The organism is Streptomyces sp. NPDC025638 (genome assembly GCF_055558775.1).
This window is the reverse complement of the sequence record NZ_JBVHLX010000003.1, coordinates 486,476-512,121: the sequence shown is the minus strand read 5'-3', so window position 1 is coordinate 512,121 and position 25,646 is coordinate 486,476. Positions and strand designations below refer to the sequence as shown.

Here is a 25,646-nt window from a genome sequence, read left to right as displayed (position 1 = left end):
CGGACCAATTTAAATGATCATTGTTTCCGCATTGCGTGATCACTGTTTCCGCGCCCGCGCATGCACCGACCGCCCCAGTCGCCGTCCCAGAAGCAGGTAACCCCCCAGTGCGCCCACGGTGTTGAGGATGACGTCGTCGATGTCGAAGGCGCGACCGGTGACGAGCGCCCCCTGTGCCAGCTCCACCAGCAGCATCACGATCGCGGTGAGCAGCAGGATCTGCAGGATGCCGCGCGCCCGCGGCGCCAGCACCGGCACCAGCACCCCGAACGGGATGCCCAGCAGCAGATTCCCGCCGATCTGCTTGACGGCGTCGCGCAGTCCCGGCTGATCCAGATACGCCTTCAGTGAGCGGCCCGGATGCAGATTGCTGTGCGTGAGCGGGACCGATGCCGGTGACGGCTGCAGGGTGAGCCGGGCCAGAACGACGGCGAACACCACCATGAAGGCGAACGCACACACCGTCGTGAGCACCCGTAACGGGGTGGGCAGCGGGTCGCGAGCGCCTTTGGTCGTCCGCTTCGCCTTGCGCGGGCTCGGGGCGGTGCGGGCCATTCGATCCTCCAGTCCTCGACTTCCCAGTGTGGTGAGGCGTGCCCTGTTCGCTGTACCGGGCGCCTGATCAGGATCCGTACGACACATGCACCTCCTTGAAGCCCAGGGAACCCAGCAGGCCCTGAAGCATGCCGGTGGTGTTCGTCTCGGCCCGTGCGGTCAGCCCGCTGCCCGCGGCCGCCTCGCCGATGTGGCGTACGGCGAGGCGCTGCACGGCGTGCTCGCTGTCGGGGTTGTCCGAGAAGAGGTCGCCGAGCCGGTCGATCAGGCCGCGCTGCTTGGACACGGTGTAGGAATGGTCGGCGTCGAGAGCCGGCTTGCCGAGCCGCGCGTGCGGCAGCCGGAGGGTGGCGGAGGTGCGGTTGCCGTTGACCGTCACGTCCTTCTCGCCGACCTTGCCGAGGTCGACGTACGCGTCCACGGTGCCCGCCCCGACGTACAGGGTGCGGGTGCCGCGGATCGCGGACGGCAGATACCTGGCGTTCTTCTCCAGGTCCACGACGACCTGGAAGTTGCCGGAGGCGGCGTCGTAACGGCTCATGTCCTGGATGGACTTGAGGAGCGCGGGGCCGGACCGGTCGTGCGTCTCGGTGCCGAAGAGGTCCTTGAGGCCGGGGAGCACGGCCAGCCTGATCCCCGCGAACAGCACCGCGAGCACCACGACGAGCGCGGTCACCAGCTTCGCCCACAGGGGCATGCGTGCCGGCAGGGCCTTGATGGACGTCGTCATGTCGACGGCCCTCCTTCCTACCGTCCGCATGCCCGCCAAAACCGTTGCCAGGCCGGTGCGTTGGCCAATTGGGCCGCCTGACGTAGGCGCGCCGGGCGCACGGGCGGCGTCAGTAGCATGAGCCCGCAGCCCGTAATGATCATGCGAGGAGCGGATCGTGCGTGACATCGCCGTCTTCAGTGGCAGTGCCCATCCCGAGCTGGCACAGGAGGTCTGTGCGCACCTCGGGGTGCCGCTCAGCCCCACCCGGGTCAGCCGGTTCGCCAACGACTGTCTGGAGGTGCAGCTTCAGGCCAACTGCCGCGAGCGGGACGTCTTCCTCGTCCAGCCGCTGGTCAAGCCGGTGCAGGAGCACCTGGTCGAGCTGCTGATGATGTGCGACGCGGCCCGGGGTGCCTCCGCGGGCCGCATCACGGTCGTCATGCCGCACTACTCCTACGCCCGCTCCGACAAGAAGGAGGCGCCCCGCATCTCCCTCGGCGGCCGTCTGGTCGCCGACCTCATGGTGGCGGCGGGCGCGAGCCGCGTCCTGGCCATGACCCTGCACTCGCCGCAGGTGCACGGATTCTTCTCGGTGCCCGTGGACCATCTGCATGCGCTGCGTGAACTCGCCGCGCACTTCAGGCAGTACGACCTCTCGCGCACCACCGTGGTCTCGCCGGACCTGGGCAACGCCAAGGAGGCCGCCGCGTTCGCCCGGCTGATCGGCGCCCAGGTCGCGGCCGGTGCCAAACAGCGGTTCGCGGACGACCGGGTGAGCATCAGCTCCGTGATCGGCGAGGTCACCGGGCGGGATGTCATCGTGCTGGACGACGAGATCGCCAAGGGCAGCACGGTGATCGAACTCCTGGGACGGCTGCGGGAGTCGGGGCCGCGCTCGATCCGGGTGGCCTGCACCCACGGGCTGTTCGCGGCAGGCGCCCTGAAGCGGCTGACCGAACAGCCGGACGTGCTGGAGATCGTGTGCACCAACACCGTGCCGGTGCCGGTGGAGGACATCGAGGAGCACAAGGCCAAACTGCGCGTCCTGTCCATCGCCCCGGCGCTTGCCGAGGCCGTGCGCCGGATTCACAACGGTGAGTCCGTCAGCGCCCTGTTCGACGCGCCCCGGAGCGAATAGACATGAAGGACGGGAGGCAGCGGAGCCGCACTTGACATCACCCACGTGACCAGGAGGGCCGGCAGTGGCGAAGGCGAAGTTCGAGCGGACCAAACCGCACGTCAACATCGGCACCATCGGTCATATCGACCATGGCAAGACGACCCTCACGACAGCCATCACGAAGGTGCTGCACGACAGGTTCCCCGACCTCAACCCCTTCACGCCGTTCGACCAGATCGACAAGGCGCCCGAGGAGCGCCGGCGCGGCATCACCATCTCGATCGCGCACGTGGAGTACCAGACCGAGCGCCGGCACTACGCACACGTCGACTGCCCGGGGCACGCGGACTACATCAAGAACATGATCACCGGTGCGGCCCAGATGGACGGTGCGATCCTCGTCGTCGCGGCCACCGACGGGCCGATGCCGCAGACCAAGGAGCATGTGCTGCTGGCCCGGCAGGTGGGCGTGCCCTACATCGTGGTCGCGCTCAACAAGACCGACATGGTGGACGACGAGGAGATCCTGGAGCTCGTCGAGCTGGAGGTGCGCGAGCTGCTGACCGAGTACGAGTTCCCCGGCGACGACGTGCCGGTGGTGAAGGTCTCCGCGCTCAGGGCGCTGGAGGGCGACCCGCAGTGGACCGCGTCGGTGCTCGAACTCCTGGACGCCGTCGACGAGTTCGTGCCCGAGCCGGAGCGCGACGTGGACAGGCCGTTCCTGATGCCGGTCGAGGACGTCTTCACCATCACCGGCCGCGGCACGGTCGTCACCGGCCGGATCGAGCGCGGCACGCTGAGGGTCAACAGTGAGGTGGAGATCATCGGCATTCATCCGCAGAAGACGAAGACGACGGTCACCGGCGTCGAGATGTTCCGCAAACTGCTCGACGAGGGCCGGGCCGGGGAGAACGTCGGTCTGCTGCTGCGGGGCGTCAAGCGGGAGGATGTCGAGCGCGGCCAGGTCGTCATCAAGCCGGGGTCGGTCACGCCGCACACGGTGTTCGAGGCGCGGGCGTACATCCTGTCCAAGGACGAGGGAGGCCGGCACACGCCCTTCTTCGAGAACTACCGGCCCCAGTTCTACTTCCGCACCACCGACGTGACCGGTGTGGTGACCCTGCCCAAGGGCACGGAGATGGTCATGCCGGGCGACAACACGACCATGCACGTCGAGCTGATCCAGCCGATCGCCATGGAGGAGGGCCTGAAGTTCGCCATCCGTGAGGGCGGGCGGACGGTGGGTGCCGGTCAGGTAACCAGGATCATCACGTAGGCGGGCGGGGTCACAAAGAGCCGGACGTGGCCTCGGGCTGGCCCAGGGCCGCGTCCAGGGTCGGCTGCGGGGGCAGCAGCCGCGACAGTCCGGTGACCCGGAAGACGCGCAGGGTCAGCGGGTGGGTGCAGACCAGCTGCAACTGCCCGTCGCGGTCGAGCACCCGGCGCCGGGCCCGGTACAGCAGGCGCAGCCCCGAGCAGTCGAAGAACTCGATGTGCCGCAGGTCGAGCACGATCCGGGCACCGGTCCGGTCCGTCACCCGGTCCAGATACGGAGCGATCTCCGTGGCCGCCGCGATGTCGATCTCGCCGCGGAACTCCAGCACCGTGTGACCGCGGTCCTGGTGGACGCGCAGATGCCGGGACAGCGGTGCCGGGTCCTGTCGCACGGCCGAACCACCTCCCACCCGCGCCCGGAAAACTGTTCCCCGCCCAGCAAGTTACCCTCGATAGAGGGAATTTGAGCATGTTCGATTGACATATGTCTTCGAGTTTGGCGCATGTCTTCCCGTGTCGCGGGGTGACAGGGCTACGACAACACGTACCGGACGTCGACAACGAGCCGACGGCTCCCGGGCAACCGTACGAGACCGGCCATGGCCTGGGCGGTGCCGAGGCCGTCGGCGCGGCTGTCACCGGTGTGGCCCCGGCGACCGGCCGTACCGCTGGAGTCGATCGCCCCGCTCGGCTGCGGCGTGCAGCCCGAAGTCGGCGCCATCTGGGGCGTGCCGCGGCCGGCCGCCGGCAGCATGCTCGGCCTCGTCGCTGCCGGGGCGGTCGGCCTCCCGGCCGTGATGGCGGCCGAGCTCCCTTCGGCCACCACTGCCGCCGTCGCCGTCGACCGGCTCGCCGAACGCGTGGGCACGGCCGTGAGTTGGGGCGACCCACACCGTCGACGCGAGCAAGACCGACCCGACCCGGGCGCCGGGCCGCGTCACCGACGGTCAGGGCGCCGACGCCATCGTCGAGATGAGCGGCAGCGTCGACGTGCTTGCCGCCCGCGGCCCCATGGTCGCCGTCGGCGCCCCGCCGTACGGCAGCGAGGTCTGCCTGGAGGCCGACGGGTTGCTCGCGGGCAAGCGGATCGTGGGCCTTGCCCCTCGGCGGCAGCGAGCCGCGGGCCTTCGTCCCGGCCCTGGTCGAACTGGTCGCCGAAGGGCCGCTCCCGCCGCGGCGATCAACGCCGTACTCACCTACCGATACCGACCCTCCGGCTCACTCCGCCAGCAGCACCAGCTTCCCCGTCGTCCGGCCCGTGTCGCCCAGTTCGTGTGCCTTCGCGGCGTCGGTCAGTGGGAACGTCCCGGCGATCGTGGCGCGCAGCTTGCCCGCCTCGGCCAGTTCCGCGATCGCCCGCATCCCGGCCCGGTCGGCGTCGACGAGCATGCGTACCGCCCGTACGCCCAGCCGCCCGGCCTCCTCGTAGAAGTCCGCCGAACCGACCGGCAGGATCGAGACCACGATCCCGCCCGGACGCAGCACGCGCAGCGAACGTACCGAGGTGTCGCCGCCCAGCGTGTCCAGGACCACGTCGACGTCCCGCACGGCCTCCGTGAAGTCCGTGGCCCGGTAGTCGATCGCCTCGTCCACGCCGATCCCGCGCAGGAACTCGTGCTTGCCCGCGCTCGCCGTGCCGATCACATACGCGCCGCGCGCCTTGGCGATCTGCACGGCCACATGGCCGACCCCGCCGGCCGCCGCATGGATCAGGACCCGCTGGCCCCGCCGCAGCTCCGCGGTCTCCACCAGGGCCTGCCACGCGGTCAGGGACACCAGCGGCAGCGCGCCCGCCTGCGTGTGGTCGATCGCGCCGGGCTTGTGCACGAGGGCGCGGACCGGGGCGATCACATACTCGGCGTGGGAGCCGTGGCCGTACGGGTAGGGCAGCATGCCGAAGACCTCGTCACCGGGGACGAACGTGGCGACGCCGATCCCGGTCGCCTCGACCACTCCGGAGACGTCCCAGCCCAGGACGAAGGGCGGTTGGCCGAGGAAGCCGCCCGTGGCGCGGTGCTTCCAGTCGGTGGGGTTGACCCCGGCGGCGCGCACCCGGACCAGCACCTCGTTCGGCCGCGGGACCGGCCGCTCCAGCCGCACTTCCTTGAGGACCTCGGGACCGCCGAGGACGTCCTGGCTGATGGCACGCATCGTGTTCACATCGCTCATGGTCGACCAGCCTGCCGGGTCGTGCCCGCACGGAAAATGGCATGATTGCCAAGCTTCGATAGGATCGTGCCATGCGTGGTGAGCGGAGTGCGGAACGGGTCGTCGTCCTGGCGCTGGACGGCGTCTACCCCTTCGAGCTGGGCATCCCCAGCCGGATCCTGGGCGCGGCGGACGGCCGGTACGAGGTCCTGACCTGCACCGTCGACGGCAGGCCGGTGCGCACCAACGCCGACTTCTCCGTTGCCGTCGAGCACGGCCCCGAGATCCTGGCCACGGCCGACACCGTGGTGGTCGTCTCCATGGCGGCCCCGTACATCCCCACCGAGCTGACCCCCGAGATCGCCGCCGCGCTGGCGAGGATCCGGCCCGACGCGCGGATCGTGTCCATATGCACCGCGGCCTTCGTCCTCGCCGCCGCCGGACTCCTCGACGGCCGCAGGGCCACCACGCACTGGCAGGTGGCCGACCGGTTCCGGGCGATGTACCCGTACGTCGACCTCGATCCGGACGTCCTGTTCGTCGACGACGGCCGGATCCTCACCTCGGCCGGCGCGGCCTCCGGTGTCGACATCTGTCTGCACATCGTCCGCACCGACCACGGCAGCGAACTGGCCAACAAGGTGGCCCGCCGCTGTGTCGTGCCCCCGTTCCGGGACGGCGGCCAGGCCCAGTACATCGAGCAGCCGGTCCCGGAGAGCGGCGCCGCCAGCACCGCCGGAACCCGCGCCTGGGCCCTGGAGCGCCTCGGCGAGCCGCTGACCCTGACCGAGCTCGCCGGTCACGCCCGGATGAGCCTGCGCACCTTCGCCCGCCGCTTCAACGAGGAGGTGGGCGTCAGCCCCGGCCGCTGGCTGATCCAGCAGCGCGTCGCCCGCGCCCGGCATCTGCTGGAGTCCAGCGACCTGTCCGTGGACCGCATCGCTGGCGAGGTCGGCTTCGCCACGGGCGCCTCCCTGCGCCAGCATCTGCACGCGGCGATCGGGGTGTCGCCGCAGACGTACCGGCGTACGTTCCAGACGACCCGCTGATCTTCGAACGTTCCGGCCCGGTGCCGCGTCGGAGGACCGGAACCGGAGCCGAGGAACAGGGGGCGGGCATGCGCGGAGGCCTTGCGGCAGCGGCCGTACTCGTGGCCGTGACGGTGGTGGCCTGCGACGACGGCGGCGGGCCGGACCCGGTGGTCGAGGGCACGCCGCCGGTGACGCCGTACAGCGGTCCGCTGTACGTCCCGACGAAGGCCGTGGACGAGAGCTCACCCGAGGCGATGCGCACCGCGTCGGGCGCGGCGGGCCGGGCACTGGAGTGCGACGGGGAGATCTATCACGGCCAGGGGCCCGACGGATGGGGCGAGGGCGACGGCGCGGACACCCCGAAGGACGGCCTGAAGCTCTTTTTCCGGATGTTCGAGCCGGGGGTGCCCCGATACGGCTACCGGGTGGAGCGCAGGGACCACGACCGCGTGCTGTACTCCTACGACGTCGGCGGGCGGACCAAGGTGGCCGTCGTGGTCGCCAAGGACCAGAAGGACCGGCCCGGTTGGGGCCCGGAGACCGACGCCTCCTGCGACCCGGCCGAACTCCCGGCGAGCTTCACGGACACACAGGAGTACGAGGTCTGGACCGACCGGAAGGGCGAGCGGGCACCCGTCGCGGAGATCACCGGCCGTGCCGGCCCCGAGCACTGCGACTGGCAGAGCGCGCACTTCCTGGACCTGGGCAGGGGCGAGGAGCGCAGGAGCTACGCCCGCGACCCCGAGGGCGTGCTCGACACCGAGGCCGTGCTCACGGCGCCGTACGACGGCGACGTCCGGATGCCCGCCGATGCGCACGACACCGGATACCGCTACCACGACCGGCAGTTGTGGCTGACCGACGACCGCGCCACTGCGTACATCCGCACCCCCGACGGGGTGGAGGCCTGGCCGCTGGTGAAGAACGGCGGCCCGGCCTGCAGATGACCCGTCACCGGCTCATGTGCAGCGCCACCAGCAACTGCCAGACCTGGTCGGCGACTTCGTCCGAGGAGGCTGCCAGGAGCCCATGCAGCCAGTCGGCGAGCACACCGGCGAAGGTGGCGGCCACGGCCGAGGCGACCAGCGGGGCGTCCGCGGCACCCGCCAGTTCCCGCTCGGCCAGACTGCGGGCCCGCAGGTCCCGGTGCAGGACCCGGCCGAGCGGCCCGCCGCCGCCCGGCGCGAGCAGGGTCCGGTACAGGGCCGCGTGCGGGGCGAGGCCCGCGAAGAACTCCCGCAGCGCGGGCGGGGCGTGCACCGGGTCGGGGCGGCCGCGCCAGGCGTGCAGCGCGTCGACCGCGTCCCGTACGACGTCCGCGCAGGCGTCGACCGCCAGCGCCTCCAGCCCGTCGTAGTGCACATAGAAGGTGGCCCGGCCGACCCCGGCCCGGCGAGTCAGCGCGGCCACGCCCACCTCCGCCAGCGGCCGCTCGGCGCACTCCTCCAGCAGGGCCGCGCGCAGCCGCGCCCGGGTGCGCGCGGCCCGCGGGTCCTCGGGTACGGGCCTGGTCACCGGGCGAGGAGCACGGCGGTCAGGGCGAGCGCGCCGGGCAGCGCCTGGGCGAACAGGATGCGGCGGTTGGCCGTGAGCGCGCCGAACACGCCCGCGACGACCACGCACGACAGGAAGAACACCCGCACCCGGTAGCCGGTCGGATCGGCGGCGATCAGTCCCCACACCAGGCCGGCCGCCAGGAAGCCGTTGTAGAGCCCCTGGTTGGCGGCCAGCGGCGCGGTGGCCCGCGCCAGCTCCGGGTCGAAACCGTGCAGCGCCCGGCCCGGCTTCTTCTGCCACAGGAACATCTCCAGCACCAGGATGTACGCGTGCAGCGCGGCCACCAGGCCGACCAGCACGTTCGCCACGATTTCCATGATCGGCGGGCTCCTCACACCATTTGCTACTTGGACAGGTGCCCAATATAGCTGGACAGGTGTCCAGGAAATCACCCCGGGTCGCCCGCCCCGGTTCCGCCGCCCCTGCGGAGCTCCCGGGCGCGCAGGGCCAGTTGCATCTCGAAGCGGGCCTCCGGGTCGTGCAGCAGACCGCCGAACAGCTCGTCCAGCTGCCGCATCCGGTAGCGCACCGTCTGCGGATGCACGGCCAGCCGCGCGGCGACCTCGGGGACACCCCGGCCGGACTGGAGCCAGCTCAGCAGGGTCTCCGCCAGCCGCTCGCGCTGCGGCGGGCGCACCTGGGCCAGCGGCCGCAGCCGGCGCTCGGCCATGGCGTCCAGCAACGCGTCGTCGCGCAGCAGCAGAAGCGTGGACAGATGGTCCTGGCAGCGCACGATCCCGGAGTCCGCATCGGTGCCCGCGAGCACACCCCGGCGCACCAGATCCAGCGCCTCGGCCGCCCAGCGCAGCGATCGCGCCCCCTCCTGGAGCGCGACCGTCGGCCCCATCGCCGCCCGCAGTCCGTTCAGCGCCCCGGCCACCGCCCGCCCCCGGCCCGGCCCCTCCGGGTCGGGTACGACCAGCACCGCGGGCTGCACATCGAACCGGGCCAGGAACTCCGGCGGCACGATGGGCTCCACCCCCGACCACTGCCCGTGGTCCACCGCCACCACCGCGACCGCTCGCGGCACCGGCCAGCGCGCGGCGTGCGCGAGATCCGCGATCGCCTCGGCCGAGGCCGGGGGATCGGCGGTGAGCAGATCGACCAGGCGTGCCCGCCGCTGCTGGAGCTCACCGGCCGCGTGCAGACGCGCCTCGGTGTAGCCCGCCGTCGTCGCGGCCGCCATCTCGTCCAGATGCAGAAACAGCGCCTCGCCGAACGCGCCCAGCACATGGCGGGGCAGCAGGCCCTTGTCGACCAGTGCGTTCACCCGGCGCCAGGTCACCCGTGCGCCCAGGCGCAGCGCCGACTGGAACGAGTCGAGGCTGCGCCCCTCCTCGGCCTCACCACGGCCGATGCGCTGGTATGTCGCCTTCACCGGCTCCCAGTCGGTGTCCGGTTTGGCCATCCGCTCCAGGAATCCCTGCAGCGCGTGGTCCACACCGAGGTGCACACCCTGCATGTATGTGTCGTCCATCGGACGCGCGTACTCCGCAATCTCCGTTCTGATCGCCCGGACGACCTCTTCGGTGATATCGGCGAAAAACGGTCTCAGTCGATCGGGCAGACCTGGCGGCAACGCCTTGAACGGGCCGCGAGTGTCGACTGTCCCCGCTGCGGCTCTCTTCGGCACGACGGTGACGATACCGGCGAGTAACCCCCGGGGGCTCATCAATCGAGGACAGTTGTCCGGGCATGAGTTGTCCCGTGGTGACAAGCGGAGTGTCGGTAAGTTCACTGGTCTGTAAGGGTGTTTGTCGATTTGTGGCGCACGCCGGAGAGTGACGGAACCCTCACGTCCGCGTCTGCCCGAGGTTGATCCTTTGGGGTTCAAACCCGATAAGCTCCAGACCGGTACTGCGAGTTGACGCCACCCTCGATGGGTCGGCCCGTAGTGCGTACTCATGAGTGCGGCCCTTGCACACCCCCCCGTTTCGATCGTGTTGCTTTCGAAGGATGCAGATGGAACTCGCCACTCCGCCACCGGCGGCGCGGGCCCCTGTTGCCTGGTACAGCTGGTGGTTGATGCCGCTGGCCTTAGGAGGCGGGACGGTTGCCGCCACGTTCATGAGCTCCGAGCGAATAACCGCCGCGGTGGCCGGTGCCGCCGCGACCGCGGCGAGCTCGGTCTGCGTGCGGCTCCTGCTCCGCTCGCAGAAACAGCTGCGCCGAGCCGAGGGCAGCTTCCGGTCCTCGCAGGCCGAGCACTCCCAGCAGTGGCAGCAGCATGTCGCCACCCTGGAACGGAAGTTCAGCTCCGAGCGCGCCAACCTAGAGGCCCAGCTGACCGAGCAGGCGGCCGCCTACGAAGCCCAGCTCAGTGAGCACACCGCGGTCTACGAGGCCCAACTCGGAGACAGTGCGAGGGCGTACGAGGAGCGGCTGGCCGAACAGGCCAAGTCCTACGAGGCGCAGCTCACCGACCGGGCCGAGGTCTGGCAGGAACACGCCGCGCACCAGCGGACCGCCGTCGCCCGGCTCGCCGAGGAGCAGCTGCCCGACGCCCTGAAGCGACTGCGCGCCGGTGACGCCATCGACGACCTGCTGCCCGTGACGGACCGGTCGGCGAAGCTCGACGTGGAGCTCCAGGCCGACCTCCGCAGGATTCTGCGGACCTCCCTGATCGGCGTCGAGGAGGAGTTCAACCGCTCGACCTCGGCCGAACAGGCCGTGATCAGCATCGGCAACCGCATCCACGTCCTGACCAGCAAGCTCCGTGGCCGGCTGCACGAGATGCAGGGCGAGCACGGCCGGCTGCCCGCGGTGGCCAGGGGCCTGATGGAACTCGACCAGGAGCTCGGCCCCGCCGACTCGCTCGCCGCGAGCATCGGTGTGCTGGGCGGCTCGGACCGGCCGGGACGGCAGTGGCAGGAGCCGCAGCGACTGCTGAGCGTGGTCCGCGGCGGCATCGGCCGCATCAAGGACTTCCATCGTGTCGAGGTACGGCATCTGCCCGAACTCGGCGTCGACGGCGGCCTGGTGGACCACCTCACGCTGATCTTCTCCCACCTTCTGGACAACGCGGCCCGCTACTCGCCGCCCACCGAGCCGGTGCTCGTCTCCGGCAAGGAGGTGCCCAACGGCGTCGGCATCGAGATCCAGGACTCCGGCAAGGGTCTGAGCGAGGAGAAGAAGCGCGAGGCCGAGCACTCCCTCACGGGTACCGCGGCCGGTCCGGGACTCGGCGGGATCTCGGAGGACGCCAACATCGGCCTGCGGGTCGTCGGCATCCTCGCCCGCCGCTACGGCATCCGAGTCACCTTCGCGGACTCGCCCTGGCTCGGCACCTCGGTGGTCGTCGTGGTCCCGCACAAGTACTTCAGCCCCGTTTCGGCGGCCACTCCGGCGACCGCGCCCGCCGCCCCGGCCGCTTCGGTCGCCACGGCACCGGCGACGCCCGCACCGCAGAGCCCGGAGCCCGTCGAATCCACGGAGGCCGACGGCACGGGCCTGGTGGACACCACACCGGGCGGACTGCCCCGGCGCAGGAGCAGGCGCCGCGAGGTGGAGGCGGAGGAGGTGCAGTCACCCCAGCCGGCCGGCCGGGCGGACGGCACCAAGGTCGCCGCGGTGCCCCCGGACGAGTCCTTCGCCGGCCTGGCCGCCTTCGCCACGGCGGGACGCGAGTCGGCGGGGCCGGAGACGGCGACCGGGCCGGAGACGCCGACCGCGGACCGGTCCTCCACGGAGTTCGGGATTCCGGTCACTACCGGGGACGAGTCCGCCGAGGAGGACACCCTCGGCCTGCGCCGGGAGTCCGCCGCACCCGGAACGGACGACGGCCGCGCGCACGGCCGGGGAGCCGCGCCGGTGGAGGCAGCGGCCCATGACCGTGCGTCGGGCCCCGGACCCGAATCCGCCGTGGCACCCGCGCCGTCCGACGGCCGCGAGTCCACCGAGCACCGAATTGAAGAGAGCGACTAGTCCACATGACGCAACAGGGAACCGACGTGAGCTGGGCGCTCCGCGATCTGGTGGAGAGCATCCCGGAGATCCGCTTCGCCCTCGTGGCCTCCAGCGACGGCAAGGCCATCACCTCCTTTGGCGCCGAAGACCCCGACGACGTGGACCGCTTCGCGGCCGTGGTGGCCGGCCTGCAGGCCCTGGCCCAGCCGGTCGCCGAGCAGTTCCCCAAGTACGCGGGCCAGTTGCGGCTCGCGATGATCGAGGTCGACGGGGGGCATCTGTTCGTCGTGCGGGCGGGCGTCGAGACGTATCTCGGCGTCCTGGCCCGGGAAGGACTCGACCAGGGCCTGCTGGGACACCAGATGAGGGACCTGGCCCGGCGGATGGGTGAGCTTCTCGGCACCACTCCGCGCCTGGAGGAGCACTCTGGATGAGTGCTCCCCGCCCGCCCACGGACCCGTCCGGACTCGAGCGCTACTACGTCCTCACCCGGGGGCGCAGCAAGCCGGGCGGGTCGGCGTCGAGCCTCGACGTGGCGACCCTCATCGTCTCCCGCACCGCGCCCTTACCCGGGATGCAGCACGAGCACGAGGAGATAGTCCGGCGCTGCCGCGATCCGCTGTCGGTGGCCGAACTCGGCGCCCATCTCGGATTGCCCTTCAACATTCTCGCGGTGCTGTTGGCGGATCTGCTGGACGCAGGCCGTATTGAAGCCCGTGATCCCATCCCGGCGCACCACGCCGGACGCGGGCCCGACCTCGCGCTCCTCCAGGAGGTACTCAGTGGACTGGAAAGGCTTTGACCATCCCGGCGAACCCGCCGTCGGAGGCACGCGCTCGGTCAAGGTGATGATCGCCGGCGGGTTCGGCACCGGAAAGACCACGATGGTCCGCTCCGTCAGCGACATCAAGCCGCTCACCACCGAGGAGACCCTCACCCAGGCCAGCGTCGAGGACGACCATCTGATCGGTGTCGCCGACAAGGCGGAGACCACCGTCAGCCTGGACTTCGGCAAGATCAGCCTCAACGAGAGCCTGATGCTGTACCTGTTCGGGACACCGGGCCAGGAGCGCTTCTGGTTCCTGTGGAACGGGCTGTTCAAGGGCGCGCTCGGTGCGGTGGTCCTGGTGGACACCCGCCGACTGGCCTCCAGTTTCCGGGCGATCGAGGAGATGGAGCGGCAGGACGTGCCCTTCGTCATCGCGCTGAACATCTTCCCGGACTCCAAGCAGCACCCGATCGAGGAGATCCGGGACGCCCTGGACATCTCCCCGGACATCCCGGTCGTGGCGTGCGACGCCCGCGACCGGGCCTCCAGCCGTGACGTGCTCGTCGCGCTGATACGCCATCTGCAGGAACGCTCCGCCGTCGCACTGGAGCCTCGATGAACGACCAGAAGCTCGACAGTCCCGACGCCCCCCGCGGCTGCCCGGTCGCGCACGGTTCGGCCGAAGTGGCCCGGCTGTACGGGCCCGAGGCGGCGACCGACCCGCTCGGCATCTACGAGCGGCTGCGCAAGGAGCACGGCTCCGTCGCGCCGGTGCTGCTGGAGGGCGACGTCCGCGCCTGGCTGGTGCTGGGCTACCGGGACAGCCGGCGGGTGCTCGACAATCCCCGCCAGTTCGCCCGGGACGCGCGGATCTGGCGGGACTGGCGGGAGGGCCGGGTCGCGGAGAACCATCCGCTGGTTCCGATGGTCGCCTGGCGCCCCGACTGTGTGTCCCAGGACGGCGAGGCGCACCGCCGACTGCGCGGTGCCGTCAACGACGGGCTCCAGGCCGCCACAGGCCGCGGTATCCGGCGCCACGTCACGCACTTCGCCAACAAGCAGATCGACGCGTTCGTGGACAACGGCCGCGCCGATCTGGTGGCGGACTACGCCGCCTACCTGCCGATGCTGGTCCTCACCCGCATCCTGGGGCTCACCGAGGCGGAGGGGCGCCGGCTGGTCGAGTCCTGCGCCCGGGTGTTCCAGGGCGGCGAGGACGCGATACTGCACGACGGCATCATCAGGGAGATCCTCGGTGAACTCGCCGAGCGCAAGCGGACCGAGCCCGGCTCCGACTTCGCCAGCGGCCTGCTGGAGCATCACGCGGCCCTCGACCACGACGAGGTCGTGAGCCATCTGCGCCTGGTGATGATGGCCGCGCACACCACGACCAGCAATCTGCTGGCCCGGGTGCTGCAGCTGATCCTCACGGACGCCTCGCGGCTCTCCGACCTGATCAGCGGTCAGCTGACCATCTCCGCGGTGGTGGAGGAGGTCATGTGGAACTCTCCGCCGCTGGCCGTCCTGCCGGGGCGCTTCGCCGCCAGTGACGTCGAACTGGGCGGGCACCGCATCGAGGAGGGCGACCTGCTCGTCCTCGGCCTCGCACCGGGCAACCTCGACCCCGAGGTCCGGCCCGACCCGGGTGTCTCGGTGCACGGCAACGAGTCGCACCTGGCGTTCAGCGCCGGCCCGCACGAGTGCCCCGGGCAGAGCATCGGGCTGTCCATCATCGAGATCGCGGTGGACGTCCTGTTGCACCGGCTGCACGGTCTGCGCCTGGCCGTGCCGCCGGAGGAGCTCACCTCGACCGCGTCCACATGGATGTCCCTGCTGGACAGCCTGCCGGTCGAGTTCGCGGTATAGGCCCGCACGCGCCGCTGCCCGGTCGGGTCACCCGACCGGGCAGCGGCGTTGTGGGACGACGAAAAAGGATTGAGGCGTCAGCCGTCGAGCCAGTCGCCCGCGACGCCCGTGGGACGGTATCCCGTGGCGTTCCAGAGGAAATGCGGGTGGGCGCAGCCGAACATGTAGGCCAGCAGTGTGGTGTCTTCCCGGCCGGTCTGAGGGTCGTGCAGGGCGTGAAATCTTTCGGATCCGACTACGCCGGCGTCTTGTTGGACCTGACGGGCGCGGTCCGTGGACGGTGCGGCGCTGGATGCCTCCACGGCGGCGATGTAGGTGCGGCGCAAGATCTCCCATGTGCTGTCGATGTTGCCGTACCAGGGGCCGTGCAGCGCTTCGAAGGCATGGAGCTCGGCGTCGAAGAGGGGCCACGTCTGGGGGTATTGGGCTCGGCAGCGTGCGGACAGCTCGGCGGTCCGGCTGCTCAGTGCCGGTGCGGTCGGCCGCGGGGAGATGGTGAGGGTGGTGCCGTGGGTGAGGATGCCGCTGCATGCGTTGGGCTGCAGATCGCAAAGCGGGCACTCCTCGGCCGGGGGAAGGCCCTGGGTGATGCCGTCGAACCACAGGGCGTGGCGGCCCGTGAGCCCCATCCAGACGATGGTGGTGGTCAGCAGCCAGGTGTTCCACATCGGGCGATGTGCCTCGGGCATGCAGCCGTACTTGACGAGGGCTATGGCGCAGGCGGCGTAGAGGGCCTTGGTGTGGTCGGGCATTTCGGCGAGCCAGAAGTTGCTGATCTCGCCGGTGAGGGCGTCGGCTCGTACGTCGGCCATGTCGTCGATGACGCGGCACAGCAGCAGGGAGGCGAGGTGTTCTTCCTGCCAGAGTTCGGTGTCGGGTGACACGTGCCAGAACAGGCAGTCCAGCATCTGCAGGAGTGCGTAGGTGCTCTGGCCGAGTGGGTTGCTCTGGGGGAGCGTGACGCTGCCCGCGTCGTGCTCCTGGAGCCAGTATTCGTCGACGGATCGCTTATGGGCCGCGAAGAGTCCGGAGACCAGGGCCCGTGCGCTGTTGGTGCTGAAATTCTCGGCCAGGCGGCCTTCGACGTGTTGGGTGAGGCGCGTGGTATCTATGGTGTCGATCACGCGTCTGTATTCGTGGAAGACGAGGATGTCGTCCTCGAAGCGGTGGCGGTGGCCCAGGTCTCGTTCGAGGTCGTTCAACTGCCGGGTCCAGGACCATCCACCGGTCAGGACGCTGTCGAGCTCCCGGCGGTATGGCCAGGTCTTGACGGTGAGGGGGCTGCCGGCGCTCTGCCGCCAACCGTAGTCACCCAGCGTGCGTGCGGGGGGCGTGGGCAGCCGACGGCACAGAGGGCAGGCGCACGCGGTGGTCTGCTCCTCCTCGCGCGGCGGGGTGAGTGCCCGGCTCCTCCAGGCCCCTTCCAGCATCGTGCAGGTCAGTCGGCAGACCTCGATATCGGTGCTGACTTGGGGGAAGGCCGCTTCGATCATGCGCAGGCTGGTGTCGAGGTGCCCCAACCTGGCGTAGCCCTCCTCGTCGGGCGGGAGGAACGCGCGCTGCGCCAGCTGGAGGGCTCCCTCCACCTGCAGCGTGGTGCTGGAGCGGGGGGATCCGAGTGCGTCCAGCCGCTGCTGAGCGGCGTTCTGACACCCCAGGTGCTGCTCCGTGCTCCCCTTGATGCGGTTCGCCAAGAGGCGGGCCAGGGCGTTCCCCGCCTCCGCGGCCTGGAGCTGGGCGCTCGGCTGCGCCGGGAGCAAGCTGTCGGGGGTGTCGAAGGGGAGGTCGAACCTGACGTCCTGAGGCATGCGCTTCCTTTCGGGAGACGGACCGCAGAGTCCCCCGGCCCTGCGAACGGGCGGTCGTCACGACCGCCCGTGCACTCGAACTGAGCTTCGTGGTACGAAAGTTGACCGAGAAGCGATACGAGGCTGCCCAGAGCGTAAATGATCTACACCGTGACCTGGCCGTGACGTGTGTTACTGCTTACGCCTCACAAGTCGCGTACACTCGCGCGCCCCCGACATAGGTCAGCGCCACCTTCGTCTCCGCGATCGCCTCCGGCGGCCCCGCGAACGGGTCGCGGTCCAGAACCACCAGGTCGGCCAGCGTGCCGACGCTCACCCGGCCGGTGTCGTCCAGGTGGTTCACATACGCCGTGCCCGCTGTGTACGCCGCGAGGGCCTGCGCCAGTCCGAGACGCTCACCCGGCAGGAACACCGGACGCGCTTCGCCCGGCTCCACCCGGTTGACCGCGACATGGATGCCCTGCAGCGGATCGGGGCTGCTAACCGGCCAGTCGCTGCCCGCCGCCAGCCTCGCCCCCGAGCGCAGCAGCGCCCCGAACGGGTACTGCCACGCGGCCCGTTCGGGCCCGAGGAAGGGGATGGTCAGCTCGTCCATCTGCGGCTCGTGAGCGGCCCACAGCGGCTGTATGTTGGCGGTGGCGCCCAGCCGGGCGAACCGCGGCACGTCGTCGGGGTGCACGACCTGGAGGTGCGCCAGATGCGGCCGGGTGTCGCTCGGCCCGTTCGCCGACCGCGCCGCCTCGACCGCGTCCAGCGCGTCGCGTACGGCCCGGTCGCCCAGCGCATGGAAGTGGCACTGGAAGCCGAGGGCGTCCAATTCGGTCACGTACTTGGGCAGTTGGGCCGGGTCGATGAAGCTCTTGCCCCGATTGGCGGTGGCGCAGCCGCACTTGTCCAGATACGGGTCGAGCAGCGCGGCCGTGCCGTTCTCCGCGACCCCGTCCAGCATCAGCTTCACACTGCCCGCACGGAACCGGCCGCGGCTCGATACGGCCCGCCGCTCCACGAGTTCGGGAATCTGCTCGGCCCCGCGCTCCCGGTCCCACCACAGGGCGCCGACCACCCGTGCGGTGAGCGAACCGTCCCGGGCCGCCGTCAGATACGCGTCGGACGGATCGTCCATACCGAGGAAGTCCCCGACGAGGGCGTCCTGCCAGGCCGTGATGCCGAGCGCGTGCAGATGACGCTGGGCGTGCAGCAGGGCCGCCAGCCGGTCCGCCGCGGTGGCCGGCGGGGTGAGACGTCCCACGAGCTGCATCGCCCCCTCCTGGAGCGTGCCGCTCGGCTCGCGGGAGGCGTCCCGCTCGATGCGCCCGTCGGCCGGGTCGGGTGTGTCCCGGTCGATGCCGGCCAGCTCCAGGGCGCGGCTGTTGACCCAGGCGCCGTGGTGGTCGCGGTTGGGCAGATAGACCGGCCGGTCGGGGACGGCCGCGTCCAGCAGCTCCTTCGTCGGTGTACCGCCCTCGAAGGCCTCCATCGACCAGCCGCCGCCGAGGATCCACTCCCGCTCGGGATGCGCGGCGGCGTACACCCGGACGGCGGCCAGGGTCTCCGCGGCGGTGCTCGTCCCGGTCAGATCGCACTGCGTGAGTTCGAGCCCGGCCGGCACGGGGTGGACGTGCGCGTCCTGGAAGCCGGGCAGCAGCAGTCGTCCGGCGAGGTCGACCACCTCCGTGCGGGGCCCGGCGAGTTCGTGGACCTCGTCGTGTCCGACGGCGGTGATCCGGTCACCGGTGACGGCCACGGCGGTCGCCGTGCGGCCCTCGGGGGTGAGGACGGGGCCGCCGGTGAAGAGGAGATCAGCGTGCATGTTCTCTTTCCTGGGGGGTCAGTTGGGGGTGGCGAGCAGCTGCGGCGCGTCGGCGTCCGTGCCCTCGCCGGTGCGGAAGTACGGGGAGCGGCGCACCCACTTGGCGCACGTGGCGGCGACGAAGCCGGACGCGATCATCGCCAGTGGCATGAGCAGCAGGAACCAGCCGTTGTCCGCGCTGAGTTCGAGACGGTCGGCGGAGGTGCAGAAGGACCAGGCGAGGTAGCCGCCGAGGCCCAGGAGAGCGGCGGCGCTGAGCGCGGGCAGCACCACCGCCCGCACGCCCTGCCAGGGGTCGGTGCGCAACAGGGAGCGGAAGCGTACGGCCGCGGCGAGCGCGGTGAGCGCGTAGGAGAGCGCGACGACGATGCCGACGGCGTTCACGGTCGCCAGGATCATGTCGGCGAGCCGCGGGATCACCAGGGCGAGCGCGGCCACCGCGGTGGCGATCGCCCCGATCAGCAGCGTGCCGGCCGCCGGTGTCCCGTACCGGGAGCTGATCCTGGACCACACCGGGCCGACGGTACGGTCCCGGCTCATTGCGAACATGCCGCGCGCCGTGGGAATCACACCGGCCTGCAGCGAGGCCACGGCCGAGAACATCAGGGCCACCAGCGGCAGCGCGGCCAGCGGCTGCGCGGCCAGCCGGTTGCCGAAGTACGCAAGGCCCTCGGCGCCGTGTCCGGCCAGCTCCGGCTCGGACAGCACCCGCTGGAAGGCGACCGAGCCGAGCAGGAACAGCCCCAGCATCGTCACCAGGGTGATCGTCCCGGCGCGGGAGGCGTCCCGTGGGTCGCGGACCTCCTCGTTGACGCTGAACGCCACCTCGAAGCCCCAGTAGCAGAACACCGACAGCAGCATCCCCTGCGCGAGCGCCGACGCCGAGGGGATGGCGAAGGGGTCGAACCAGGACAGGCTGAAGTTGTGCGGGCCTGCGACGATGCCGTAGCCGCAGAACCCGAGCAGTACGACGTACTCGAAGACCAGCAGGCCGGTCTGCAGCCGCGCCGCGGTGCGGATGCCGGTCACGGCGGTCAGCGTGACGGCGATCAGGATTCCGATGCCCACCGCCGTCGACTGCGCGGTCGACCCCGGATCCAGGGCGAGCCCGGCCAGCCGGTGCAGCCCGGCCTCGCCGGCCAATTGCAGGATGGACGACCCGGTGACCGCCGTGGTGTACGCGAGGAACGCGATCGACGCCGTGAGGTTCACCCAGCCGACCATGAAGCCGAGCCACGGATTGAGTGAACGTCCCACCCACACATACCCGTTGCCGGCGTTGGGCTCCACCTTGTTCAGCCGGGAGAAGGCGCCCGCGATGCCCAGGATCGGCAGGAACGCCAGCAGCATGATGGCCGGCAGATGCAGCCCTACCACCCCGGCCGTGACACCGAGGCCGATGCCGATGCTGGTGGTCGCGGCCGTGCTGGACGCGGCGACGGCGATGCCGTCGAGGACTCCGAGGGACTTGCGCAGCTCCTGCCGCTGGGGCGGGTCGGCGCCGTAGGGCGTTTGGGTCATGGCCAGCTCTCCGCTCGCACCGGGGGGCCTGGTCGGCCCCGGTGACCGCACATGAAACTGTCCGTGTACTTCACAGGTCAACGCTGTTGTCATAAGGTGCCCGCACATCCCACGGAGGGCTTCCATGAGCGAACGCGTCGTCCCGGCCGCCGCCCGCCGGCGCAGACGCCCCACCAAACAGGGCGTGGTCCTGTCCGAGAAGCTGATCGTCGAGACGGCGCTGCGCCTGATCGAGGAGCACGGAGCGGACGCCCTCTCCGTCCGCCGCCTGGGACGCGCACTGGGCGCCGACCCCAGCAGCCTGTACCGCTACTTCCGGCACACCGACGATCTGATGCTCGCCATCGCCGACGAGCTCATCGGCCGCACGATGCGCAGTTGGCGGCCCACCGGCGACTGGCGTGCCGACCTGCGCGACCTGGGCCTGCGTATGCACGCGGGAGCCCTCGCGCACCCGCGGGCGGCGGTGCTCAGCTCCTACCGGGTGACCGGGCGCGTGCACGAGATCCAGGCCGTGGAGACCGCCCTCGGCGTGCTGCGCGACGCCGGTTTCCCCGACGCAGAGGCGGTACGGATCTACCACGCCTTCATCGACCAGGCGCTGGGCTTCGGCGCCCTGGACTCCGCCAACGTGTCCCTGCCGAGGCCCGTCCGGGAGGCCGAGGCAGAGATCTGGCGGGCGACCTACGCCCGGCTGCCCGCCGACACCCACCCGCACATCGCCGCCACCGCCCGCCACCTCGTGGCGTCGATGGGGGGCAGCGCGTACCCGGCCGCCCTGGACCTGCTGCTGACCGCGGCGGCGACCCGGCTGTCCGAAATCAGGGCGGCAGCGGAGGACTGACGGTCACACTGGTCTGAGTTCGCTCGTCAGCCCCATGAGATCCGTCCACGAAGATCCGCTCACGAGGAGGCCGTACGACGATGACCCCGCCGCCCGCCCGGACCGCCGAACAGCGCATGCAGGACACGCTCCACCGGCTGGAGCACGACGAGGACCTCTGGGTCGCCACCGCGTCCGCCGACGGGGCAGCGCCGTATCTCGTCCCGCTGTCCTTCGTGTGGGACGGCACGACCCTGCTGATCGCCACCCCGGCCGCCAGCCCCACCGGCCGCAATCTGACCGCGACCGGCACCGCACGGCTCGGTGTCGGACCGACCCGGGACGTCGTCATGATCGAGGGCGACGTGGAGCCGCTGAGCCCCGACGAACTGCCCGAGGAGGAGGGCGACCGGTTCGCCGCGGAGACCGGCTTCGATCCGCGCCGACTCACCACCCGCTACTGGTACTTCAGGATCCGCCCGACACGCGTACAGGCCTGGCGCGAGGCCAACGAACTGGACGGCCGCGAGCTGATGCGCGACGGGAAGTGGCTGGTGGCCGACTGAACCCGAGGCACACAAAAGCCCCGCCGCGACGGGGGAACGCGGCGGGGCCTGACGCACGGGTGCCCGTGCCGGAGCCGATTCATGCCTCCCCGAAACAGATTTTTCTGAAAGCCGGCGACCCCTGACTGGAAAAGTCAGCGGCTGGCGGCTGGGGGAGCTGGTGGCCGCCGGTCGGGGAGGGCGGGTGGGTCTTGGCGGGAGAAGGTGGCGGCCCCCGACTGGAAGAGTCGGCGGTCGGGGGAGACGGTGGCCGCCAGCCGGGGAGAGAGGGTGGCCCTTGGCCCGGAGGAGGTGGCGGTCCCCGACCGGGAAAGACGGTGGCCGCCGGCTGGGGGAGATGGTGGCTGGCGGTCGGGGAGAGTTGGTGGCTCTTGGTCGGTGGAGGCGGTGGCCCCCGACGGGAAGAGTCGGCGGCGCCGGGTCCCGGAGACGAAGGCCCTGGCCGGAAATGCGGACGACCACCGGCCGGTGGAGGTGGTGGCCCCTGACGGGCCCCCGGCCGGAAGGGGCGGTGGCCCCGGCCGGTAGTGAGGACGGCCCCGGCCGGAAAGACCGCGGCCCCGGGCCCCCGATGAAGGTGGCCCGGGGCCCGAGGTAGTTGCTCGCCGTGGTTCCGGGTCAGCTCGCGGCGGTCGGTTCGAGGAGGAAGACCGGGATCGCGCGGGAGGTCTTCTCCTGGTATTCCGCGTACGGCGGATACGCGGCCACGGCCCGGTCCCACCACACGGCCTTCTCGTCGCCGGTCAGCTCACGTGCCGTCATGTCCCGCTTGACCGGCCCGTCCTGCAGTTCCACACGGGGATCGGCCTTGACGTTGAAGTACCAGACCGGATGCTTGGGCGCGCCGCCCTGCGAGGCGACCACCGCGTACCGGCCGTCGTGCTCCACCCGCATCAGCGGCGTCTTGCGGATCTTGCCACTCCTGGCGCCGAGGGTCGTCAGCAGGATCACGGGCAGCCCCGTGTCCAGCAGCGTCGTCCCCTTGGTGCCACCGGAACTCTCGTACAACTCGACCTGGTCCCGCACCCACTGGGTCGGGCTGGGCTCGTACTCGCCCTCAAGAGGCATGAGGTTCGTCCCCTCTTCGGTACCGCGTCCTACTGGCAGCCTGCTTCAACACCGGCGGACACACGAATCATCCGTAGCGCGGTCCCGTCCGTCACACCGGCGACACCGCCATCCGTATCGCGAGCGCCAAGATCACGCCACTCGACAACAACGCCGTCACCAGCCGTCCGCGCAGGCCGGTCAGGGCCCGGCCGAGCAGCGCGCCGCCGCCGGCGAGCAGGAGCTGCCAGCTTGCGGAGGCCGCGAAGGCGGCCAGCACGAACACCGCCTGCTGCAGGGGTGGCACGGCGTGTGCGGCGCGGGTACCGAGGACCAGCGCGGCGAAGTAGATCACGGTGGTGGGGTTCAGCAGGGTGATCCCGAGAAGGCCGAGATACGCGCGCCCCGGGCCCTGTACCGGCCGGTCGGGCCGGGAGGTGAGCCGGTGCTCGCGCCAGTGCCGCAGCGCGCTGACCGCGCCCCGCACGGCCAGCGCGGCCAGCACCAGCGCGGAAGCCCAGCGCAGCGGCCCGAGCACCGGCCGCAGCGCCCCCGCGAGGGCCGTGCCCCCGACCGTGGCCGCCAGCGCGTACAGACCGTCGGCGCTGGCCACACCGAGCGCGGCGCAGGCGCCGGTCCGCAGTGACGTACGAGCCGTGAGGGACACTAGATATGTCGCTACCGCTCCGACCGGTACGGCGATGCCGTACCCGGCGAGCAGGCCCGCGACCAGCGCCGCCGTCACGGGCGTGGGGAATCGGGCCTCCGTGGACGGCCGGGCTGCTGCTGGACCGGCACCGCGGGGACGGCGGAGGTCGGCGGCAGAAAGGTGTCTGTGGTGGTCATGGGCAGATCCTGCGGTCGGTGAACCGGCGGTGGCAAGGGAATTTCGGCGCGGAATCGACGGTCGGACATCAGGTGTTCGGCCAGATCACGCAGGTCACCGATCTGGCCGAACTTGCCGTCGCTCTATAGATGCCTGGGGCATCTAATGAAGATCGGCACGACGCACTCTTCGTCTGCGAGGTGTTCCATGACGGAACTGACGGAACTCACGGAACCGACCGGTCCGGCCACACCCGTCGCCTTCCCCCAGGACCGCACCTGCCCCTACCACCCGCCCACCGGCTACGACCCCCTGCGCGACCGTCGCCCCCTGTCCCGGGTCACCCTCTACGACGGCCGTGCGGCCTGGATGGTCACCGGCCATGCCACCGCCCGGACGCTGCTGTCCGACCCCCGGCTGTCCACCGACCGCAGCCGACCCGGCTTTCCCATGCTCACGGCACGCTTCGCCGCCACCCGAGCCGTCCGGGTCGCCCTGCTGGGCGTCGACGACCCCGAGCACCGCACCCAGCGGCGGCTGATGATCCCCTCCTTCAGCGTGAAACGCGCCGCCGGACTGCGGCCCGACATCCAGCGGATCGTCGACGACCTGATCGACGCGATGATCGCGCACGGACCGGGCGCCGAGCTGGTGAGCGCCTTCGCGCTGCCCGTGCCGTCGATGGTGATCTGCTCGCTGCTCGGCGTCCCGTACGCCGACCACGAGTTCTTCGAGGAGCAGTCGCGCCGCCTGCTGCGCGGACCGGAGGCCGCCGACACCCTGGACGCGCGGGGGCGGCTGCAGAGGTATCTGCTCGCGTTGATCGAGCGCAAGCGGCAGGACCCGGAGCCCGGCGACGGCATTCTCGACGAACTCGTCCACCAGCAGCTGCGCGACGGCGACATGGACCGCGAGGAGCTCGTCGCGCTGGCGATCATCCTGCTGGTCGCGGGCCATGAGACCACCGCCAACATGATCTCCCTGGGCACCTACACGCTCCTGCGGAACCCCGAGCGGCTGGCCGAGCTGCGCGCCGACCCCGCGCTCCTGCCCGCCGCGGTCGAGGAGCTGATGCGGATGCTGTCGATCGCGGACGGGCTGCTCCGCGTCGCCCTGGAGGACATCGAGGTGGAGGGGGCGACGATCCGCAAGGGCGAGGGCGTGGTCTTCGCGACCTCCGTCATCAACCGCGACGACTCCGTGTACCCCGAGCCCGACGCCCTGGACTGGCACCGACCGGCCCGCCACCACGTCGGCTTCGGCTTCGGCATCCATCAGTGTCTCGGGCAGAACCTGGCCCGCGCCGAGATGGAGATCGCCCTGGGCACGCTCTTCGCACGGCTGCCGGGACTGCGTCTTGCCGCCCCGCCGGAGGAGATTCCCTTCAAACCCGGCGACACGATCCAGGGGATGCTGGAACTCCCCGTGACCTGGTAAGAGGCTCTTGCCATGCGCAACGACATCGAGATCGACATCGACCGGGACGTCTGTATCGGCGCGGGCCAGTGCGCCCTGGCCGCCCCGAACGTCTTCACCCAGGACGACGACGGCTACAGCATGCTCGTCCCCGGCAAGGAGGACGGCGCCGGCGACCCGATGGTGCGGGACGCGGCCCGCGCCTGCCCGGTCGGCGCCATCAAGGTGACCGAAGCCGCCACCGGCTGACGCCGCCCGCCGCGCTCCGGCGGTATCCACTGCCCCGAGTGCGGGCGGGAGCCGTGTCCTGCGCCCCAGTAGGGTGCCCGGATGACCGAACAGGCCGAGAGACCCTTCCTCTACCTCGTCGTCTGCGCCGCCGGGATCGCCGCGGGCGTCAGCAAGCTGATCACCGCCGCGCAGGAGCGGGACTGGGAGGTCGGCGTCATAGCGACGCCGGTCGCGACGGGCGGGTTCTTCGACATCGCCGCCGTCGAGGCGCAGACCGGCCGCCCCGTCCGCTCCGCCTGGCGGACCCCGGCCGATCCGCGCCCCTTCCCGGCGCCGGACGCCGTGGTGGTCGCGCCGGCCACCTTCAACACGGTCAACAAGTGGGCGGCCGGGATCGCCGACACCCTGGCCCTGGGCACGCTCTGCGAGGCCCACGGTCTGGGCGTTCCGATCGCCGTCCTGCCGTGCGTGGCGGACGCGCTGGCCGCCCATCCCGCCTACCAGGACAGCCTGATACGGCTGCGCGGCATGGGCGTCCGGTTCGGCGAGCCCTACTCCGGTGAGCCCGACGAGTCCGGCAGACGGCCGGAGTTCCCGTGGGAGGACGCACTGGAACTGCTGGAGCGCGACTGGTGAGCGGCGCGCCCGGGCAGGCGCGC

Annotated in this window: 27 protein-coding genes; 14 read left to right on the top strand and 13 right to left on the bottom strand. The window is 71.0% G+C overall.

The features are described from left to right. Nucleotides 1-39: 39 nt before the first annotated feature. Together ACZ4EG_RS10330 and ACZ4EG_RS10325 are read right to left on the bottom strand one after the other, a co-directional pair. Nucleotides 40-555, bottom strand: coding sequence for a VanZ family protein (locus tag ACZ4EG_RS10330; RefSeq protein ID WP_467790304.1), 516 nt, complete (start codon nucleotides 553-555; stop codon nucleotides 40-42). A gap of 67 nt (nucleotides 556-622) precedes the next feature. Next, on the bottom strand, nucleotides 623-1,285 hold the full coding sequence (locus ACZ4EG_RS10325; protein ID WP_453545956.1) for a DUF4230 domain-containing protein: 663 nt from the start codon (nucleotides 1,283-1,285) through the stop codon (nucleotides 623-625). Between the two features lie 157 nt (nucleotides 1,286-1,442). Between ACZ4EG_RS10325 and ACZ4EG_RS10320 the strand changes: the two genes are divergently transcribed. Both ACZ4EG_RS10320 and tuf read left to right on the top strand, forming a co-directional pair. After that, nucleotides 1,443-2,405, top strand: coding sequence for a ribose-phosphate diphosphokinase (locus ACZ4EG_RS10320; RefSeq protein ID WP_467790303.1), 963 nt, complete (start codon nucleotides 1,443-1,445; stop codon nucleotides 2,403-2,405). 64 nt (nucleotides 2,406-2,469) lie between these two features. Next, nucleotides 2,470-3,663, top strand: a complete 1,194-nt coding sequence (tuf, locus tag ACZ4EG_RS10315; RefSeq protein WP_467790302.1) for an elongation factor Tu — start codon at nucleotides 2,470-2,472, stop codon at nucleotides 3,661-3,663. 10 nt (nucleotides 3,664-3,673) lie between these two features. On the opposite strand, the gene ACZ4EG_RS10310 is transcribed toward tuf, so the two are convergent. From ACZ4EG_RS10310 to ACZ4EG_RS10300, 3 genes are all read right to left on the bottom strand, one after another. Further along, a complete protein-coding gene (locus ACZ4EG_RS10310; protein ID WP_390705830.1) occupies nucleotides 3,674-4,054 on the bottom strand; it encodes an anti-sigma factor antagonist in 381 nt (126 codons plus the stop codon). A gap of 140 nt (nucleotides 4,055-4,194) precedes the next feature. Beyond that, on the bottom strand, nucleotides 4,195-4,416 hold the full coding sequence (locus tag ACZ4EG_RS10305) for a hypothetical protein (RefSeq protein WP_467790301.1): 222 nt from the start codon (nucleotides 4,414-4,416) through the stop codon (nucleotides 4,195-4,197). A gap of 464 nt (nucleotides 4,417-4,880) precedes the next feature. After that, a complete protein-coding gene (locus ACZ4EG_RS10300) occupies nucleotides 4,881-5,831 on the bottom strand; it encodes an NADP-dependent oxidoreductase (protein WP_467790300.1) in 951 nt (316 codons plus the stop codon). 71 nt (nucleotides 5,832-5,902) lie between these two features. Here ACZ4EG_RS10300 and ACZ4EG_RS10295 point away from each other — a divergent pair, with 71 nt between their 5' ends. Next, nucleotides 5,903-6,859: a GlxA family transcriptional regulator gene (locus tag ACZ4EG_RS10295; protein WP_467790299.1), complete on the top strand. Its 957-nt coding sequence runs from the start codon at nucleotides 5,903-5,905 to the stop codon at nucleotides 6,857-6,859. 68 nt (nucleotides 6,860-6,927) lie between these two features. Next, complete coding sequence (locus tag ACZ4EG_RS10290; protein ID WP_467790298.1) at nucleotides 6,928-7,788, top strand: hypothetical protein; 861 nt, start codon at nucleotides 6,928-6,930, stop codon at nucleotides 7,786-7,788. A 4-nt stretch (nucleotides 7,789-7,792) separates the two neighbouring features. On the opposite strand, the gene ACZ4EG_RS10285 is transcribed toward ACZ4EG_RS10290, so the two are convergent. From ACZ4EG_RS10285 to ACZ4EG_RS10275, 3 genes are all read right to left on the bottom strand, one after another. Beyond that, nucleotides 7,793-8,356 carry a TetR/AcrR family transcriptional regulator gene (locus ACZ4EG_RS10285; RefSeq protein WP_467790297.1) on the bottom strand — a complete coding sequence of 188 codons (564 nt, stop codon included), beginning with the start codon at nucleotides 8,354-8,356 and terminating at the stop codon, nucleotides 7,793-7,795. Continuing rightward, nucleotides 8,353-8,715, bottom strand: coding sequence for a DUF1304 domain-containing protein (locus ACZ4EG_RS10280; protein ID WP_390731194.1), 363 nt, complete (start codon nucleotides 8,713-8,715; stop codon nucleotides 8,353-8,355). The genes ACZ4EG_RS10285 and ACZ4EG_RS10280 overlap by 4 nt, the downstream gene beginning before the upstream one ends. Before the next feature lie 71 nt (nucleotides 8,716-8,786). Then, entirely contained in the window at nucleotides 8,787-10,070 is a 1,284-nt protein-coding gene (locus ACZ4EG_RS10275) for a PucR-like N-terminal domain-containing protein (protein ID WP_467790296.1), read from the bottom strand. Between the two features lie 290 nt (nucleotides 10,071-10,360). Here ACZ4EG_RS10275 and ACZ4EG_RS10270 point away from each other — a divergent pair, with 290 nt between their 5' ends. The 5 genes from ACZ4EG_RS10270 to ACZ4EG_RS10250 are packed head-to-tail and all read left to right on the top strand — an operon-like array spanning nucleotide 10,361 to nucleotide 14,939. Then, nucleotides 10,361-12,322, top strand: a complete 1,962-nt coding sequence (locus ACZ4EG_RS10270) for a sensor histidine kinase (protein WP_467790295.1) — start codon at nucleotides 10,361-10,363, stop codon at nucleotides 12,320-12,322. Between the two features lie 5 nt (nucleotides 12,323-12,327). Further along, on the top strand, nucleotides 12,328-12,738 hold the full coding sequence (locus tag ACZ4EG_RS10265; protein ID WP_030043913.1) for a roadblock/LC7 domain-containing protein: 411 nt from the start codon (nucleotides 12,328-12,330) through the stop codon (nucleotides 12,736-12,738). Continuing rightward, a complete protein-coding gene (locus ACZ4EG_RS10260; protein WP_363298110.1) occupies nucleotides 12,735-13,106 on the top strand; it encodes a DUF742 domain-containing protein in 372 nt (123 codons plus the stop codon). The genes ACZ4EG_RS10265 and ACZ4EG_RS10260 overlap by 4 nt, the downstream gene beginning before the upstream one ends. Beyond that, nucleotides 13,087-13,692 carry a GTP-binding protein gene (locus tag ACZ4EG_RS10255; protein ID WP_467790294.1) on the top strand — a complete coding sequence of 202 codons (606 nt, stop codon included), beginning with the start codon at nucleotides 13,087-13,089 and terminating at the stop codon, nucleotides 13,690-13,692. The genes ACZ4EG_RS10260 and ACZ4EG_RS10255 overlap by 20 nt, the downstream gene beginning before the upstream one ends. After that, nucleotides 13,689-14,939 (top strand): cytochrome P450, encoded by a 1,251-nt coding sequence (locus tag ACZ4EG_RS10250; protein ID WP_467790293.1) that lies wholly within the window; start codon nucleotides 13,689-13,691, stop codon nucleotides 14,937-14,939. The genes ACZ4EG_RS10255 and ACZ4EG_RS10250 overlap by 4 nt, the downstream gene beginning before the upstream one ends. A 77-nt stretch (nucleotides 14,940-15,016) precedes the next feature. Here ACZ4EG_RS10250 and ACZ4EG_RS10245 read toward each other — a convergent pair whose 3' ends face one another. From ACZ4EG_RS10245 to ACZ4EG_RS10235, 3 genes are all read right to left on the bottom strand, one after another. Further along, the gene (locus ACZ4EG_RS10245; RefSeq protein ID WP_467790292.1) at nucleotides 15,017-16,747 is read right to left on the bottom strand and encodes a hypothetical protein; all 1,731 of its coding nucleotides are present in this window, start codon (nucleotides 16,745-16,747) and stop codon (nucleotides 15,017-15,019) included. Between the two features lie 178 nt (nucleotides 16,748-16,925). Next, nucleotides 16,926-18,557: an amidohydrolase gene (locus ACZ4EG_RS10240; protein ID WP_467790291.1), complete on the bottom strand. Its 1,632-nt coding sequence runs from the start codon at nucleotides 18,555-18,557 to the stop codon at nucleotides 16,926-16,928. Between the two features lie 18 nt (nucleotides 18,558-18,575). After that, complete coding sequence (locus ACZ4EG_RS10235) at nucleotides 18,576-20,078, bottom strand: APC family permease (protein ID WP_467790290.1); 1,503 nt, start codon at nucleotides 20,076-20,078, stop codon at nucleotides 18,576-18,578. A 124-nt stretch (nucleotides 20,079-20,202) separates the two neighbouring features. Between ACZ4EG_RS10235 and ACZ4EG_RS10230 the strand changes: the two genes are divergently transcribed. Next, nucleotides 20,203-20,922, top strand: coding sequence for a TetR/AcrR family transcriptional regulator (locus tag ACZ4EG_RS10230; RefSeq protein ID WP_467790289.1), 720 nt, complete (start codon nucleotides 20,203-20,205; stop codon nucleotides 20,920-20,922). 80 nt (nucleotides 20,923-21,002) lie between these two features. Next, the gene (locus ACZ4EG_RS10225) at nucleotides 21,003-21,467 is read left to right on the top strand and encodes a pyridoxamine 5'-phosphate oxidase family protein (protein WP_453545994.1); all 465 of its coding nucleotides are present in this window, start codon (nucleotides 21,003-21,005) and stop codon (nucleotides 21,465-21,467) included. Nucleotides 21,468-22,085: 618 nt separating this feature from the next. On the opposite strand, the gene ACZ4EG_RS10220 is transcribed toward ACZ4EG_RS10225, so the two are convergent. Both ACZ4EG_RS10220 and ACZ4EG_RS10215 read right to left on the bottom strand, forming a co-directional pair. Beyond that, nucleotides 22,086-22,535: a nitroreductase family deazaflavin-dependent oxidoreductase gene (locus ACZ4EG_RS10220; protein WP_467790288.1), complete on the bottom strand. Its 450-nt coding sequence runs from the start codon at nucleotides 22,533-22,535 to the stop codon at nucleotides 22,086-22,088. A 91-nt stretch (nucleotides 22,536-22,626) separates the two neighbouring features. Continuing rightward, nucleotides 22,627-23,259, bottom strand: coding sequence for a LysE family transporter (locus ACZ4EG_RS10215; RefSeq protein WP_467790287.1), 633 nt, complete (start codon nucleotides 23,257-23,259; stop codon nucleotides 22,627-22,629). A 288-nt stretch (nucleotides 23,260-23,547) separates the two neighbouring features. On the opposite strand from ACZ4EG_RS10215, the gene ACZ4EG_RS10210 reads away from it, so the two are divergent. From ACZ4EG_RS10210 to ACZ4EG_RS10200, 3 genes are all read left to right on the top strand, one after another. Beyond that, nucleotides 23,548-24,777: a cytochrome P450 gene (locus tag ACZ4EG_RS10210; RefSeq protein ID WP_453546000.1), complete on the top strand. Its 1,230-nt coding sequence runs from the start codon at nucleotides 23,548-23,550 to the stop codon at nucleotides 24,775-24,777. Nucleotides 24,778-24,789: 12 nt separating this feature from the next. Next, nucleotides 24,790-25,005, top strand: a complete 216-nt coding sequence (locus ACZ4EG_RS10205; RefSeq protein WP_390705846.1) for a ferredoxin — start codon at nucleotides 24,790-24,792, stop codon at nucleotides 25,003-25,005. Between the two features lie 81 nt (nucleotides 25,006-25,086). Then, the gene (locus ACZ4EG_RS10200) at nucleotides 25,087-25,623 is read left to right on the top strand and encodes a flavoprotein (RefSeq protein ID WP_453546002.1); all 537 of its coding nucleotides are present in this window, start codon (nucleotides 25,087-25,089) and stop codon (nucleotides 25,621-25,623) included. The last annotated feature ends 23 nt before the right edge of the window (nucleotides 25,624-25,646 follow it).